Annotated in this window: 13 protein-coding genes; 3 read left to right on the top strand and 10 right to left on the bottom strand. The window is 64.5% G+C overall.

Annotated elements, in window-relative coordinates; translation table 11 throughout:
* Position 1: 1 nt before the first annotated feature.
* Complete coding sequence (locus VF631_RS11130; protein ID WP_431850378.1) at positions 2 to 1,000, bottom strand: SDR family NAD(P)-dependent oxidoreductase; 999 nt, start codon at positions 998 to 1,000, stop codon at positions 2 to 4.
* Between the two features lie 171 nt (positions 1,001 to 1,171).
* Here VF631_RS11130 and VF631_RS11125 point away from each other — a divergent pair, with 171 nt between their 5' ends.
* On the top strand, positions 1,172 to 2,455 hold the full coding sequence (locus tag VF631_RS11125) for a sugar transferase (protein ID WP_431850377.1): 1,284 nt from the start codon (positions 1,172 to 1,174) through the stop codon (positions 2,453 to 2,455).
* Between the two features lie 17 nt (positions 2,456 to 2,472).
* Positions 2,473 to 2,754: a PqqD family protein gene (locus VF631_RS11120; protein ID WP_431850376.1), complete on the top strand. Its 282-nt coding sequence runs from the start codon at positions 2,473 to 2,475 to the stop codon at positions 2,752 to 2,754.
* Here VF631_RS11120 and VF631_RS11115 read toward each other — a convergent pair.
* The 6 genes from VF631_RS11115 to VF631_RS11090 form a co-directional block, all read right to left on the bottom strand.
* Positions 2,738 to 3,649, bottom strand: coding sequence for a hypothetical protein (locus VF631_RS11115; RefSeq protein WP_431850375.1), 912 nt, complete (start codon positions 3,647 to 3,649; stop codon positions 2,738 to 2,740). The two genes, VF631_RS11120 and VF631_RS11115, sit on opposite strands and share 17 nt — an antisense overlap.
* Positions 3,646 to 5,421, bottom strand: coding sequence for an ATP-binding cassette domain-containing protein (locus tag VF631_RS11110; protein WP_431850374.1), 1,776 nt, complete (start codon positions 5,419 to 5,421; stop codon positions 3,646 to 3,648). The genes VF631_RS11115 and VF631_RS11110 overlap by 4 nt, the downstream gene beginning before the upstream one ends.
* 8 nt (positions 5,422 to 5,429) lie before the next feature.
* Complete coding sequence (locus VF631_RS11105; RefSeq protein ID WP_431850373.1) at positions 5,430 to 5,888, bottom strand: lasso peptide biosynthesis B2 protein; 459 nt, start codon at positions 5,886 to 5,888, stop codon at positions 5,430 to 5,432.
* A 37-nt stretch (positions 5,889 to 5,925) separates the two neighbouring features.
* Positions 5,926 to 7,836 (bottom strand): asparagine synthetase B family protein, encoded by a 1,911-nt coding sequence (locus VF631_RS11100; RefSeq protein WP_431850372.1) that lies wholly within the window; start codon positions 7,834 to 7,836, stop codon positions 5,926 to 5,928.
* A 287-nt stretch (positions 7,837 to 8,123) separates the two neighbouring features.
* The gene (locus VF631_RS11095) at positions 8,124 to 8,492 is read right to left on the bottom strand and encodes a hypothetical protein (protein WP_431850371.1); all 369 of its coding nucleotides are present in this window, start codon (positions 8,490 to 8,492) and stop codon (positions 8,124 to 8,126) included.
* A gap of 176 nt (positions 8,493 to 8,668) precedes the next feature.
* Positions 8,669 to 10,255 carry a YadA-like family protein gene (locus tag VF631_RS11090; RefSeq protein WP_431850370.1) on the bottom strand — a complete coding sequence of 529 codons (1,587 nt, stop codon included), beginning with the start codon at positions 10,253 to 10,255 and terminating at the stop codon, positions 8,669 to 8,671.
* A 164-nt stretch (positions 10,256 to 10,419) separates the two neighbouring features.
* On the opposite strand from VF631_RS11090, the gene VF631_RS11085 reads away from it, so the two are divergent.
* Entirely contained in the window at positions 10,420 to 11,604 is a 1,185-nt protein-coding gene (locus tag VF631_RS11085; protein WP_431850369.1) for a nucleotidyltransferase domain-containing protein, read from the top strand.
* Here VF631_RS11085 and asnB read toward each other — a convergent pair.
* From asnB to VF631_RS11070, 3 genes are all read right to left on the bottom strand, one after another.
* On the bottom strand, positions 11,601 to 13,592 hold the full coding sequence (asnB, locus tag VF631_RS11080; protein WP_431850368.1) for an asparagine synthase (glutamine-hydrolyzing): 1,992 nt from the start codon (positions 13,590 to 13,592) through the stop codon (positions 11,601 to 11,603). The genes VF631_RS11085 and asnB overlap by 4 nt on opposite strands.
* A gap of 188 nt (positions 13,593 to 13,780) precedes the next feature.
* Positions 13,781 to 14,551, bottom strand: a complete 771-nt coding sequence (locus VF631_RS11075) for an FkbM family methyltransferase (protein ID WP_431850367.1) — start codon at positions 14,549 to 14,551, stop codon at positions 13,781 to 13,783.
* A partial coding sequence (locus VF631_RS11070; RefSeq protein WP_431850366.1) for a lipopolysaccharide biosynthesis protein occupies positions 14,548 to 15,347 on the bottom strand: 800 nt, incomplete at its 5' end. The genes VF631_RS11070 and VF631_RS11075, both read right to left, overlap by 4 nt.

Below are 15,347 nucleotides of genomic sequence, written 5' to 3'. Positions count from 1 at the left end.
CTCAAAGCCCGTGATAGGCTCGATACCACTCCACGAACCGCGGAATCCCGACGTCGATCTTGGTGGTGGGCTGGAAGCCCAGGTCACGCTGGATGGCGCTGATGTCGGCATAAGTGTCCCTCACGTCACCGGCCTGCATCGGCATCAGCACCTTCTCGGCCTCGCGGCCGCAGGCCTGCTCGATCAGCGCGATCATGCGGGTGAGCTCTTCCGAATTGTTGTTGCCGATATTGTAAAGGCGGTGCGGCGCCTTGCTGCCGCCGGCCTTCGGCGCGCCATCGTCCGGCGGCGGATTGTCCAGGCAAGCGACCACGCCGGTCACGATGTCATCGACATAGGTGAAATCCCGCCTCATATTTCCCTCACCGAAGACCTTGATCGGCTCGCCGGCGAAGATCGCCTTCGTGAACAGCCACATGGCCATGTCCGGGCGGCCCCATGGGCCGTACACCGTGAAAAAGCGCAGTCCCGTCTGTGGCAGGCGGTACAGATGAGCGTAGGTTTCGCTCATCAATTCATCGGCCTTCTTGGTCGCGGCGTAGAGCGACAGCGGGTGATCGACCCGGTCCTCCACGCGGAACGGCAGCGTCTCGTTCCCACCGTACACCGACGAGGATGAGGCATAGACCAGGTGCCGCGAGCCGCGATGGCGGGCGATCTCCATCACGTTGAGATGCCCGACCAGGTTGGACTGGACGTAGGCGCCTGGATTTTCGATCGAGTAGCGGACCCCCGCCTGAGCGCCGAGATGGACGATCCCGTCGAATTCCTCGCTTGCCAGTGTCGCTGAAAGCGCGGCGGCATCGGCGAAGTCGACCTCTACAAAGCGGAACCGCTCGCCGAACTCCTTCTGCTGGCTCGCGATCCTGTCCCGCTTCAGCCGGACGCTGTAATAATCGTTGAGATTGTCGATGCCGAGCACGCGCTCGCCGCGCGCCATCAGCCGACGCGCGACATGGAAGCCGATAAAGCCGGCCGCGCCGGTGATCAGAGTTGTCATGAGGGTCTCGCGAGAAGGTTCGGAGGCGCTTAGACGAGCAAGCCCGATCGAACAACGCCGTCGCTCGGCGCTCCGGGAGCCGGCCGGCATGCAAAATGTGGACTTTCCGACCGCTATGCCTCTATCGGTTGTGCTTCCTGTCCATTTTTCGGAGCCTTCGGGCCGCTTTTCGTGAACATCGCAGCGGGAAAAATCGCGGGCGCGGCACCGACCATATGGGCTCGCATACGCGTCCAGCTGGGCGTTGGCCTGCTTCTTGCGGTGCTGGCCCCGTGGGCGGTTCGCGCCTGGCTTGAGCGCAACGAGCTAGACTGGAGCGCCCTGCAGAACTCGTTGGCGGGCACATTGATTGCGGTTGTGGCCGGATTCTACAGTTTCCGCCGACTGTCTCGATATCCCGGCGTACGCTCCTCCTATCATGTTCTGCCGTCGTTTGCGGCTTCGTTCGGAATAGCGCTCACCTTCTTCTTCTTCACCCGCCTGCCGTATAGCCGCGTCCAGTTCATGGCGAGCTTCGGGCTGGCGATTGTCTGGTACTACTTCGTTTATTTCAAGCTGCAGCGGCAGCAGCGGCTCATCATAGGCGTGGTGCCGTTTGGCGGCATTCGCAGCCTGCTCGGAATCTCCGATGTGGAGTGGGTGCAACTGAGGCGGGATGATCCGGAGCCGGACCGCTATCACGTGATCGTGGCGGACTTACGTTCGGACATCCCCGACGAATGGGAGCGTTTCCTTGCCGATCGGGCGCTGAACGGCACGCTCGTCATGCATGTGAAGCAGATGGAGGAATCGCTGACTGGCCGGGTCGCGATCGAGCATCTTTCCGAAAACACCTTGGGTTCGTTGATCCCGGGCATCGTGTTCGCCAAGTTCAAGCGAGCGGGCGATCTTCTGACGGCCCTGATCGCTTTCCCCCTGATGGTGCCGTTCCTGGCGGCGGTTGCGCTGCTGATCCGGATCGACTCGCCCGGCCCTGTCCTCTTCCGTCAACGGCGCATGGGATATCGCGGCCAGCCCTTCACGATGTATAAGTTCCGCACGATGCGGCACGCACCGGCCGAGGTGGAAGATGCTCGGGCCGCGGCGATGACCCGCAGCGAGGATGACCGGATCACCAAGCTCGGCCGGGTGCTTCGCCATTACCGAATCGACGAGCTGCCGCAGGTGTTCAACATCATCCGGGGCGAGATGAGCTGGATCGGGCCGCGTCCGGAGGCCGTGCCGCTGTCGCTCTGGTACGAATCCGAGCTTCCATTCTATCGCTACCGCCACATCGTCCGGCCGGGCATCACCGGCTGGGCCCAGGTCAAGCAGGGCCATGTCGCGGACGTCGATGAAGTGCTCTGGAAACTTCACTACGACTTCTATTATATCAAGAACTTCTCCTTCTGGCTGGACCTGCTCATCGTCGCCCGCACGATTCGGACGATCCTGAGCGGCTTCGGCGCGCGTTAGGGGAATCAGGAGAGACCATGACCGACCAGGACCGCGCCCGCATCATCCGCTGCGACGATCTGTTGGAAGCCGACGTGAACGGCGAGATTGTCGCGCTGCATGTCGAAAAAGGCCAATGCTACGGCATGAACGCCGTCGCCTCGCGCGTATGGGCGCTACTTGCCGAGCCGACCTCGCCGGAACAGATCTGCGCCCAGCTCTCGAGCGAGTTCGATGTCGACGCAGAAACCTGCCAGACGGATGTCGCCGCCCTGCTCGCAGATTTTGAGTCCGAAGGGCTGATCAAGCCGGCTGCTTGATCGGGGCCTCCCGGCCTACCAGCGATCGGGCGTGCTGCTCCAGCCGCTCCGCTTCTTCGTCATAGCCGTCGAAGCCCCACAGACGGCTGGCACGGAAGACCGGCACGCGCTTCACCAAATGCAGGCACGCAAGGAGGTGCCGCTTGGTGCCGCCCATCCGCGCCAGGTAGCCACCGCGGTAAGTGTTCGCGACCAGCGCGTCCACGGCCGCCACTCCGGACAGAGGCTGGATTTGGGAAGCCTGATCTTCGGCCTTTTCGAGCAGGTAAACATGGCTGAGCGGGATCGGGCCGCTCTGGCTTGGCCTTGGCGTCGGCAGGTTGAATTTGTCCATGTCGTCGAACGCAAGCTCGAGCTCGTCCGCATTGCGACCGCTGCGCTCCAGAGCCTCCCGCCAAAGTCGCAGCCGCGGGATACCGGGATAGGCGAGCGGCACACCCGCTGCATCCGGCACCACCACGCAGACATCGTCCGCAAGAATACGATGGCCACGATCCAGGAACCACGCGGCCATGGTCGATTTGCCCGCCCCGCTATGTCCCATGAAGGCGACCGCCCGCCCGCTTATGTCGATCGCGTTTGCATGAAGCGGAAGCAGGCCGCGCTGGTGAATGATCGCGCCGAAAGCTGAGCCGAGGAGGAACAGTCGGATGTTGCGTTCGGACGCGCCCTCGCGGGGTGCGAAGACGATCTCGCGCCCGCCCCGAATCCGGTATGAGGCGACCTTGGGAACCACCAGGTTCACCTCTTCGGCCGAAATGAGGGGCTCCTCCCCCGCGTTTCCGACACGGATCGCCACGTCGGGAGTCGCTCCATCGGGAGCCGGCAGCAGTTCAGGAAGCGCGATCTCGGACTCGATCACCAGCCCGAACACCGCATATTTGTCGCCGCTCATCGCGCTTCGTCCCGGACGAGGCGCCCTTCGCGCAACTCGATGATCCGTTCGCACAGATGGAGGCTGGTGTCCCGGTGCGCGATCATCAGGATGGTCGGCCGGTCCGGCGCCGCGTGCAATCGGCTGAGCACCGCGCGCTCGCCCTCCACGTCGACCGCGTTGGTGGCCTCGTCCAGCAGCAGCAATCGCGGGCGGCGCAGGAGTGCGCGGGCCAGCGCAAGCCGCTGCCGCTCGCCGCCCGAGACAAGGCTGCCGCGCTCGCCGACGACCGCCTCCAGCCCTTCGGGCATGCGCCGGACCAGGTTGTCGGCGCCGGCGCGCTCGAGCACGTCCCAAAGCTCCTCCTCGCCGGCCTCGGGCTTCGCCCAAAGCAGGTTTCGGCGGATCGTGTCGTGAAAGAGGAACGGATCCTGGCTGACATAGCTGACCGAGTCCCGCCAAGCCCGCAGCCGCTCTTCGGCCAGCGGGTCGCCGTCGACCAGGACCGCCCCGGCCTGGGGCGGATAGAGCCCGACGAGCAGGTCCGCGAAGGTGGTCTTGCCCGCGCCCGACGCGCCCATGATCCCGACAAAGCTGCCCGGCTCGATCGTGAGGTCCAGGTCGCGCAGTCCGCCCGCCCCGCCTTGCTCGTCCCGGTGGAGGAAAGTGACCCCTCGAAATTCAACCCGGCCTTCCAGCTTGAGCGCCGGGGTGCTGCCGACCTCAGCGCCATCGCGCTGATAGCGACTAAGTTCCGACTCGAGCTCCTTCAGCTTCCGGTAGGCAGGGAGGCTGTGAAAAATCTGCTGAGCTGCCGTCTGGACCTGCGACACCGGCCCGTTCATCCGCGCCAGCACGAACAGGAATGCGATCAAAGCAGCCGGTGCGACCTCCAGCAGGCCAATCCCGATCAGCATGGCGAGCCCGGCTACAAAAGCCGCAACCCCGGTCAGCATAAGCTGAGCGGCCGTGCGCTGGCGCGTGAAGGCCAGGCGACGTCCGCCGGCCTGCCCGATCACCTCCTCGAATTCCGCGACGAAACCGCGCTGGAGGTTCTGGCTGAAGGCGAGCTTCAAGCCGCCAAGAAATTGCGTCGTGCTGGTGACCAGGGCCAGGTGCGATTCGGTGAGCTCCTCGCCGAGCTGGCGCGAACGGCCGAGCACCGGTCGAAGCGCCAACGTGCCCGCCACGAGCAGCCCCAGCACGATCAGCGCCAGCAGCGGAGAGAGCAGCGCGACCAGCACCGCCTGTCCGGCAATGAGAGCGAGCGCGACGCAGCTCTGCAGGCCGAAATGAGCGGCATCCCCGCAGGCCTGGACGTCGCTGCCCAGCACATGGGTGATCCGGGCGTGGTGAAGCCGGGCGATCACATCCCAGCGCGTGTTCGCGACCGCACGGATGATCCGGAGCCGATGGTCGTCGACGAACCCGATCTGTATGCGCGCCAGAAGGACATCGCGGCGAAGGATGACCGCCGCGCGGAACGCGAGCAGAGCCGCGAACAAGGCGAGCAGGACCAGCAATTGCCCGGTCGGGGTTGCGCCGGGGACGAGGTTCAACAGCTTGCGCGTGAACTCATCGATCCACTGGTTGCCGGCCCCGGTACCCAGCAGGACGGACAGGATCGGCAGCAGCAGCAGCACGCCGAGCCCTTCCACCAGCGCGCCCAGCGCGAGCAGGATCGCGACTTTCCAGCGGCGCGGACCGATGAAGCGAAGGAAATCGCTTGCGAAGTCGCGCAGGGTGGTGGCGCGCGTCGGCTCGGGAGCTGGGATTGGCTGATGCGCGACCATGGCCAAGCTCAACGGGCGGCTGCGGGCGGGAAGGTAGCGAGGCAGGCGAAACCCGCCGCTTCGTGAACGCCAAGCACCGGCCGGCCTTCCGAGCTGATCCAGACATGGGCGCGAAGCCCCTTGGGCCCGTCCTGCGCGACGCCATAATGAAGCGTGGAGGGAATCCCGCGCCTACGCAGCATCAGGTGCAGCGCGAGGCCGCGTTGGAAGCAAACGGCGCGCCACGGCACTCGATCCGCCCAGCTAGTCACCGCCCAGCGGCACTGATTGATGAGCCGTTCGGCCGTCGCGCGGTCAGGCTGCGGATGCCCGCCGCTGCCTTGCATCATCTCCACTGTTCGCTTGAACGGGAGCAACCGGATCGCGAGCGAGGCAGCGGCGAGGGTTAGCAAAGCTTCGCCGAGCACGCGTCGGTTTTCCCGGCTGAGCCGAGCGAGGCGGCGTGGGGAGGAGAGGCGGGTCGTCACTTGCGTCTCTTTAATCCGCTCGAGCCCACGGGCCAAATCAGCGCGAAGCATGGAGGATGAAGTGACCCGCCGTGAGCGCGTTCGGAAGCGCGCCGCGATATCGGGCCAGGATCGCCGGGTTTGCCCAATCTCCTGTTGGCCACTCTCGCAACCAGCTGCGAACCTGTTCGATGTTAATGACGGATGCGGCAAGCGGATTGGCCGCGATCTCCTCGAGCAGGTTTTGGATCGACGGCAGATGGGCGCCCAGACTGATGTACCAGTCGGCGGCCTGGATGCCCTTCCTGCGCTCATTCAACACGGCAGGTGGCAGCCGGTCTGAGAGCGCGGCATGGGCTAGCGGCCGTCGTTGGCCATTCTTCAGCAGCATGTCGATCGGCAGGGAAAGGCAGAATTCCACGAGCTGCCGGTCGGCGGTCGGGTCCCGTTCATCGAGCCCCCACCCTGCCAGACTCCCCTTCCGGTAATTGCCCACATCGTAATGATCCATGGCCCACAGGGTCTGTTCCACGTAGGTCCTTGTTCGACCGTTCGGCGGGACGATCCGCTCTCTACGAATTTCCTGAACGGCGCGCTGGAGAGAGGGATGCAAGGCTGAGGCGGGAAGATCCGGCGCCGACGAAAAGCGCTGCAAGCGGGCCCACAGATCGGCACGAATCCACGGCTTGAACGAGCTGGCGAGGATGCCGCGGCGCCGCATGCCTTTGTTCCGAGCCAACGCGCCCGCCTCGATCATCCACTCGCGCCAACGCCCCCGGCGAATATATTCTGCGAGGATGGAGTATGGTCCGGCGCTGATCGTGAAATTGCCAAGTCTGCCATTCAGAAGCACTGCGGCGCCCGTCGCCGAGGCTTGCCGGTTGATCTCGGCGATCCAAGCGAAGTTGCACAAATTGTAGACTGGCCGATCGTACAGCCCGACATAAAGATCGAGGTCTTCGATCGGGGACTTGGTTGTGGTTCCAACCTGATGGTGCCGCACGGATGGGTAGATGGCAGCGGTTTCGGCTGCGATCGGGCCTTCGTCCGGGATAGAAAAGGCCGGAGCGCAGAGCGGCGATGTCCTTGCCGGCACGGAGGTGAATGCGTGGATGTCGCGGGACGAACCCGACTGTCGAGCCGCGGTCGCAACCACTGCGCTGCTATCCCATCCACAGCTGAGATGTGCGGCGACGGTGTCTCCCGCGCCGCGGAGCCGGACCCGAACGGCACGATCCAGATTTTCTCTGAAGGCCTCCACATATTCGTCGAAGGACCGCAATTTGAGTTCGCGGGGCTCGACATTCCAGAAGCGGCGGAGCCGAAGGTCGCCATTCTTGATCGACAGGACATGCCCTGGAGGGAGCTGATCGATGCCCCTGTAGTAGCTTGTCCGGCTCATCTCCGGAACCAGCGCCAGATAAAGCCCGATTGCCTGTTCATCCGGCGCTCGCGCCACTTCGGCAAGGGCGTGGATGCCCTTGGGCATCGAGGAAAAGGCGAAGAAGCGCTGCTGTCGATGATAGAAGAGAGGCCGCTGCCCAAAAGGGTCGCGCGCGAGCGTCAACTTGCGCTCGATCTCGTCCCAAACTGCTATGGCATAATCGCCATTCAGCAGATCGAGCGTCTCTTCTCCCCACCGCTCCCAAGCTGCAAGAAGAATGTCGGCATCCGCCGATCGATCGAACTCCGGGCCGCTTTGGCCCAACCGGCTCAGCAACTCTTCACGGTTGTCCAGGCGCAAGTCGGCAAGGATGACGTATCGGCCACCCCCGCCGATCAGTGGCTGGGAATCCGCCTGACGCTCGCTGAGCCCGCAATACAGCGCCGAGCCAAGCGCGATGCTTTCGCCCGACCATGCTCCCGTGCTGTCAGGCCCGAAGGCCTGCTGCGCCGCCAGCATCCGTCGACAACACATCTCCGGATCGTTGGCAGCTGGCCAACCAAGAACACCAGCGATGGCGGACATAAAGAGAACCTCCGCCCCCGGGAGGGGCGGAGGCAATTGCTACAATTTTAGATTGGTTACGACCTTTGCGGATCGCTGATGTCCGGGCGGCCACCCTCAGCACTCTCAGCAGAGCCCGCTTCGATCCGCTGAAGTTCGGGGCGAACCCAATCCTTCTTGATATCGACCGGACGCACGTTCTGACCGTCACTCACAACTTGATCTCCCTTTGACGCTGACCGAGCCTTAATGTTTGAGAATGAAGGGTCAATGCCCTAGCGGGATTCGGCTGCTCCGCTTCCCAATTATCACCGGGATGGTGTCGCGGCTGCAACATTCGGGACCGGGCGGAGCGCGATTCCGAACAGCGCCCACCGTCCTCCGACGGGCTGGAACAAGAGGTCGAACGCGATGCCGGTGGGTCGCAGCGGGAACAGTCCTCGCACCCGCAACATCCCGCCCTCGATCAGCGGGCCAAGGTCGTAGGTGGGCGTGACCAGCAGCGCATTGGATAGATCGAGCCTTTGCTCGCGAATGTTCTGGAATACAGCGCCGAGAGTGGCTGCATTGTTGGCAGACTGGAAGCCCGGCGCGCCAAGGTCGCGAAGGACGGAATAATTGCCCGTCGCATTCGCATGGTCCACGGCCGCGATGGTTGACCAGACCAATTTAGCCACTGTGAGGGCGTCGGGAACCGGTCCCTGAGCCGCCGGAGCCGTCACCTGAGGGCGGGGCTGAGGTCTGGCTTGCCCATAGGCCGGAGCCGCCGCGACCACTCCGGCCAGCAGGAACACCACAATAGAACGGGCCGGGGCATGAAGCCCCGACCCGCCTTTGTTGCCAATCGTGCTGCTTACCACGCGACCTGGAAGCCGGCGCGCGCGCCGATCTCGCCGCTGTCGAAGCCGACGCCGACGCCGGCCGAGACGGACGACATCTCACCGACCCGGGCCGAGAAGGCCGCCGTCGCCGCGGCGCGGTTCTCATAATAACCGATGCCGCCCGAGATGGCGTAGTTCGCTCCGGTCGGGATGCCCGGCGTCTCCATCGCCAGCGCCATCGCAACACCTTCGTTCGCCTTGCGAATGCCGCGACGATTGATGTCGGACAGGTCGAACAGGGTCGCGGTCTGGCCCTGCAGCGCCGTGATCGACGCACCCTGCGTAGTCTGGGTGGCTTGCAGCGCGGTGATCGACGTGCCCTGCGCGGCGACGGTCGTCTGCAGCGTCGTGATGGCTGCAGGCGCGATGGTGCTACGGCCAAGAACGCCGTTCGCATCGACGGTGGCAAGGTTTGCCGAGCTTGCCTGCTGCAGGGCGGTGCTGGCAGCAATATCGCCAATCCGTACCGAACTGCCGGCACCGCCCAAGACGACCTGGTTGTCGGCGGCAGCAACGGCGTCGACGCCGATCGCCGTCGAGTTGGCTCCCGTCGCCCGGGCGTTCCGCCCGATGGCCGTCGCCTGGGTCCCGGTGGCCTGCGCGACGTGGCCGACCGCAAGCGAGAGATTGCCCGTTGCGCGTGTATCCCAGCCGAAAGCCTGCGCGCCGCGGCCGGATGCAACGGCTTGGCCACCGATCGCGGTCGAGTGGAAGCCGGATGCGACTGCGGACTCGCCGACCGCGACTGCGTCTTCATCGGTCGCCCGTGCAAGGCTGCCGATTGCGACGGCCGTTCCGAGCGACATAGCGTTGGTCTGAGCCGTGGTGGCCTGGTTGCCGATCGCGATGGAGGCGTCGCCGTTCGCAACGGAGCCGATGCCCACGGCGACGCTGTTGGTGCCGTTGGCGTTCGAGTTCGAGCCATATGCCGTCGCGCCCGCTACGTTCGCGTTCGCGTTGCTGCCCGTGGCAGTTGCCAGATCGCCGAGCGCGCTGGCGACGTTGCCGACCGCCGTAGCCCGAGCGCCGCGTGCAACAGCGGTGGCCCCCACGGCAGTCGAGCGAAGGCCGTCCGCCGTTGCCGTCTCGCCAAGAGCCGTGGCGCGTTCGCCGTTAGCCCGGGACTCGGCACCGAGAGCCGTTGCGCGCGCGCCGTTCGCGTTCGAGTTGGACCCGATCGCGGTGGCGGAAACGACGTTGGCATTGGCGTTGCTGCCGAACGCGCTGCTCAATTCGCCAAGGGCGCTGGATACGTTGCCCACCGCCGTGGACCGGGTGCCGCGCGCAACGGCGGTTGCGCCGACCGCAGTCGAGCGGAGACCCGTCGCGGTGGCGGTTTCGCCGACAGCCGTGGCGTTGCCGGCACCCGCGTTGGAATCGACACCAACCGCCGTCGAGCGCGCGCCCGTGGCCGTGGCGTTGGCGGCCGGCGCGTCGCATTCGACGCTGTTGGCGCCCGCGCCGGCGGTGCACTGCGCGGACGCGGGGCTGGCGACCGCGATCGCGAGCAGGCTCGCCGCCGCCGGAAGAATGATCTTCTGAACCTTGAACATTTGCATGATGCACTCCCTGAATAGCGGACGCGTGTCTGCCCTGCGTCTCCGCTCAGGTCTGTAGGTTGGGCCCGGCGCGGTTGGCAACGCCGTTTCGCGCCTTTTCCGCCGCTGAGCGCCAGCCAGCGGTTGATTTCGCCCAAATAGTCGCGTCAGGACAACAGTGGCCGATGATGAAGCTAAGCCCGGAATTCCTGCTCGCCGCCGCCTGCTGCCGCTGGCCGCCGGGTTCTGAGCGCAACCGCGCCGTGCAGGCCGCAGCGACGGGCGTGGACTGGACAAAGCTACTCGCGGTCGCCCGCCGCCAGCGTGTCGAAGGTCTGGTCAACCTGGCCCTCCGCCAAGCCGCGGTCAGCCCGCCGGACGAGATCGCCGCGGACCTCAGCCGGGCCGCCGCGGAGATCGCGCGCACGAACCTCACCTTCGTCGCCGAATCCGGGCGCTTGCTGCGTATTTTCGAGAATGCCAGCATCGCCGCCCTGTTCGTCAAGGGCGCCACTCTCGATATGCTCGCTTATGGCAGCATCGCCTACAAGCGCGCTCGCGACATCGATATTCTGATCCGTCCCGAGCAGCTCCTGGCGGCCTGCACACTGCTCCTCGACGCCGGTTACCAGCGTGTTGTCCCTGGCCCGGAAATCGGTTCCGATCGCTTCGAGCGTTGGGTCGCATTGTGCAAGGAAACGAGCTGGCTGCACCGGCAAAGCGGCATAATCGTGGAAATCCATACCGGCCTCGTCGACGCACCCGAGTTGCTCGCCGGCATCGACGCTGATTCGCCGCGACAGCAGGTGGAGGTCGCCCCGGGCCTGGCACTGCCGACGCTCCGGACTGAGGAGCTGTTTGCATATCTCTGCGTCCATGGCGCCACCCACGCCTGGGCCCGCCTGAAATGGATCGCGGACCTTGGCGCCCTGCTTTCCCGCCACGCCCCGGACGCAATCGAGCATCTTTATCGCGCTTCGCTGCCCTTGAACGCCGGCCGCCCGGCCGCCCAGGCGCTCCTGCTCTGCCACCAGCTATTCGCGACCCCCCTGCCGGAGCTTTTGCTGGCCGAACTGCGCTCGAACCCGGTGAATCGCCGGCTCGTCTCGGTCGCGCTTGGGGTGATGGCGGGCCGACGCTCCGGATCGGAGCTCGACGACACAATCCTGGGCACGCTTCCGATTCACCTGTCCCACTTCCTGCTGGCCGAGGGTTGGCGCTACAAGGGGGCCGAGCTTGGCCGCAAATTGCGCAGCCACGAGGATCAGGCCAGGATCCGCCTGCCGCGTCCGCTGGCCTTTCTGTATCCGGTCATCGCGGTGCCGAGCTGGTTGTGGCGCCGCGTGAAAGGACCGGCGCCGATCCACTAAGCCGGTTGTGCCTCAAGCCAGGCCTGGAACATCAGCACCGCCCAGAGCGCAGGTGTCGCGTCCCGCTCCTTGCGCAGGTGCTGGGACCACCGCTTGCGGACCGCCTCCGCGTCGAAGAAGCCCTGGGCGCGCAGCCGTGTCGGCTCCAGAAGTTCTTCCGCCCAGGGCCGCAAGGGTCCGCGCATCCATTCGCCAACAGGTATTCCGAACCCGGCCTTGGGTCGGTCGAACAGCTTCTCCGGCGCGTTGCGATAGAGCAGCTTGCGCAGGATCTGCTTCCCCTTCCCGCCGTGAATCTTCATCGCGGCGGGAATGTGCGCGGCCAGTTCCGCGACACGGTGGTCGAGGAACGGCACCCGCGTTTCCAAGCTGACCGCCATCGCGGCCCGGTCGACCTTACAAAGAATATCGTCGGGCAGGTAGCTCACCGCGTCGCAGTACATCATGCGCACCGCGTCCGGGGCGCCCGGCGCCACGTCCATATCGAACAGGAGGTCGTTGGCCGCCATCGAGGCGGTCGGGACTGGCGAGGGCTCGAAGCTCCATTCATCGAGAAAGCTGTTGTAGATATCGTCGAAGCGCCGCGCGCCGCCCATCAGGCGCAGGCCCTTCTGGACCTTGGAGCCGAAGTGCGGCCGTCGCTCCAGCCCGGGAATGAAGCGGGCGAGGCCGTTCCAGGTGCCGGCCGGCAGCCGGCTGAGCGGCGTCCCGACCAGCTGACGGACAGGCCCCGGCACTCGCTGCATCCGGTCCCACAGCTTGGGCGCCATGAAATGGCGGTTATAGCCGCCGAACAGCTCATCGCCGCCGTCGCCGGACAGGGCGACCGTCACCTGCTCACGCGCAAATTTGCTGACCAGGTGAGTGGGAATTTGCGAGCTGTCTGCGAACGGCTCGTCATACATGCCAGGAAGAAGCGGAATCACATCCCGCGTCTCCTTGACGGTGACGTAACGCTCATGATGCTCGGTGCCGAGATGGGCAGCAACCTCCTTGGCCCAATTCGCCTCGTTGAACGCCGCCTCCTCAAAGCCGATCGAGAAGGTGCGGACCGTGCCGCTTGTATGCTTGCGGTAGAGGGCGACCACGGTCGAGCTGTCGATGCCGCCGGAGAGAAATGCGCCGACCGGCACGTCGGCCACTGCTTGGCCTTCGATCGCTGCCGCAAGCACGTCTTCGAGGCGCTCGAGCGCGTCCTCCTCATCGGCGATCGGATCGTTCAGCCCGGCCCGGACCACCTCACGGTAAGACCAGTAACGCTCGAGGGCGACGCCGTCCGCCGGCCGGTCAGGGCTCGGCGCCTCATCGTGCGGGCTGGCCACCACCTCGGGCCCAACGCCAAGGATGCACCCCGGCTCAAGCTTGTAAATGCGCTGGTAGATGGACAGCGGCGCCGGAATATAGGCGCGGGCGGCCAGCAGCCGCACCGCCCGCCGATCGATCTCGTTGTCGAACCGAGGATGGCTGCGGATCGCCTTGAGCTCGGACCCAAAAACGAAGTCCCCGCCGGTCCAGCCGTAGTAAAGCGGCTTTTCCCCGAATCGATCGCGGGCGAGATGGAGCCGGCGCTCTTTCTTGTCCCACAAGGCGAGCGCGAACATGCCGACGCTCCTGGCGAGCGTCTCGCGCAGGCCCCAGGCGGCGATGCACTCGATCAGCGTCTCGGTGTCGCTGTGCCCGCGCCACGGGAGCCCATTGCCGGCAGGCCCGCCGCCCGCGGCGTCCAGGTCTCGCCGCAGATCGAGATGATTGTAGATCTCGCCGTTGTAGCTCAGCACCCAGCGCCCATCGTTGGAGCGCATCGGCTGATGCCCCAGCGGCGACAGATCGACGATCGACAGCCGCCGGTGGCCGAGGCCGACACCAGCCTCCGCGTCGATCCAGACGCCTTGATCGTCGGGCCCGCGGTGCGCGATCGGGTCGGTCATACGCGCAAGGTCCTCAGCGCTGATCGTCCCTGGAGAGAGCAAACCCGCTATGCCACACATTTGTCGCTCCTGATCCAATAGACTTGGCCGACGCAATCGTCGTCACATTCACTAGCGCTCTCCGCAACGGATAGGCCGTTACGAGAATGGCCTGTCGCTACCAAAGTTGCGGCTTACGGCGCGGTCTCCGTCCGGCCCAGATGGACTTTCGTAGCTCGTAATCCAAGCACCGTTGGTCTGTAAGGGACTTAGCGGAACGTGATCCTGTAATCCTCCCTTTGCGCGTGGTTCGGCATGTCTAGAGCATGGGGAAGAGGGCCGGCCGGTGTCCCGAGAGACTTGCTGGCGGTGAACGTGCATTCGATCGCTAGCGGGACACCATCCTTGTTCCTGGAACCATAATTATTTGCATGAACGTGGCAGATCTGCAGGGGAATTCGTTCGATAAAACTTTCTATTCTTTGAAGATGGAAATCCACATCGTGAAACTCGATGACCATTCCTACTATCTTGTCCGAGAAGTCGCGGATATCCTCCAGTATCCTGTATTCACTTCCTTCGATGTCAATCTTTAGGAAAGCACGTTCGTGGCCCGGTGGAACGATCGATTCGAATATTTCGCGCAGGGAGATAGAACTCCCGGACCCCGGAATTCCGACATACTTATCGATGTGGACGTTCGCGTCTTTGAAGAACCGCCTGTATCCAAGCCAAATCTTCATCGAATGGGTGAAAAGTGCGGGCCGGTGAGGCCTCAAAAGAGACTTCAGCACTTTTTTAGCAAAAATCGTGCCGCCAATTGTTGGATCAAATCCGTAGACCGGAACTGCATTCCGGGAGGTGAAATCCTCCTCAAAACTCCAATCTTCGTTGATGCCGAGGCCAATCAGCACATCCGCCTGCTCGATGTCTCTCGCATCCACCAGGTATCCGCCGTCATGAGCTCGGCCCAATCTGACAAGCTTCGGCACGCTGATCGGTCTAAGGAAGCTCGGCAGGAAAGCGGCATTCTCGTTCATTCAGACCCCCCGATGCGCCGGACCTCGGCCTCGATGTAAGTTGGGTTCTCATCTTTGAGCGGAGCCGCCCCGAAACCAGTCCGGTGGCTGCCCTTCGTTGCAGATAGATCATGCCGGATCGCCGCCACTGTGCAGTCAATTCCAAGCTTTCGACGGACCTGCCAAGCCCAATAGGCATTACAGGAGACCAGGCCCAAGCCCGCTGCCGCCGCCGCGCCGACCAGACCCAATCGCGGAATCAGCCAAAATGCGAGCGGAAGCTGAACTGCGAGCCCTACCGCGACTCCAATCGGAACTTCCCGCTCGTTGTCTGTCATCGCGAGCAGGGAGGCCGCCACCCCGGTCGCCATTGATAGCGCGACGCACACCGAAAGCACAACCAGGCCCGGATAGGCAGCACGAAACTCCGGCCCGAAGATAATCAAGACCCAGTCGCCCGCGAGTATAAGCGCTAGCGCGCCAATGCTGGCGCTGCCCAGCGAAAGCCATGCGCTGGCTCGGACCAAGGAAAGCAATCCCGACCAGTCCTGGTCGCGCCAGGCAATCACGATGGCGGGACACACGAAAGTCGCCAGTCCCGCCGTCACAACCGTGATCAGGGTAGTCAGTCGGGAGATAACCGCGAAATAGCCGGCCTGCTCATGTGAGGTCAGTGTGCCGAGCAGGAATACTGGCGCGTGTGTTCCGGCCTGTTGAAGCGCGCCAGCGACAACGGCGGCCGCCCCAAAAGTGAGGACTCGTCGCCGATCGAGCTCAGCTGGTTCACCGCCGTCGGATCGGCCGATTATGGCATGGG

Origin of the sequence: Allosphingosinicella sp. (assembly GCF_036387615.1) — a bacterium.
GTDB lineage: Bacteria > Pseudomonadota > Alphaproteobacteria > Sphingomonadales > Sphingomonadaceae > Allosphingosinicella.
Note: the sequence above shows the minus strand (reverse complement) of the source record. Positions and strands in the feature narration are given on the sequence as shown.

Coding starts and splice junctions, on each gene's coding strand:
- VF631_RS11120 (WP_431850376.1), top strand. CDS start 2,473: ATGACCGACCAGGACCGCGCCCGCATCATCCGCTGCGACGATCTGTTG.
- VF631_RS11110 (WP_431850374.1), bottom strand. CDS start 5,421: ATGGTCGCGCATCAGCCAATCCCAGCTCCCGAGCCGACGCGCGCCACC.
- VF631_RS11075 (WP_431850367.1), bottom strand. CDS start 14,551: ATGAACGAGAATGCCGCTTTCCTGCCGAGCTTCCTTAGACCGATCAGC.
- VF631_RS11090 (WP_431850370.1), bottom strand. CDS start 10,255: ATGCAAATGTTCAAGGTTCAGAAGATCATTCTTCCGGCGGCGGCGAGC.
- VF631_RS11115 (WP_431850375.1), bottom strand. CDS start 3,649: ATGAGCGGCGACAAATATGCGGTGTTCGGGCTGGTGATCGAGTCCGAG.
- VF631_RS11085 (WP_431850369.1), top strand. CDS start 10,420: ATGATGAAGCTAAGCCCGGAATTCCTGCTCGCCGCCGCCTGCTGCCGC.
- asnB (WP_431850368.1), bottom strand. CDS start 13,592: ATGTGTGGCATAGCGGGTTTGCTCTCTCCAGGGACGATCAGCGCTGAG.
- VF631_RS11130 (WP_431850378.1), bottom strand. CDS start 1,000: ATGACAACTCTGATCACCGGCGCGGCCGGCTTTATCGGCTTCCATGTC.
- VF631_RS11100 (WP_431850372.1), bottom strand. CDS start 7,836: ATGTCCGCCATCGCTGGTGTTCTTGGTTGGCCAGCTGCCAACGATCCG.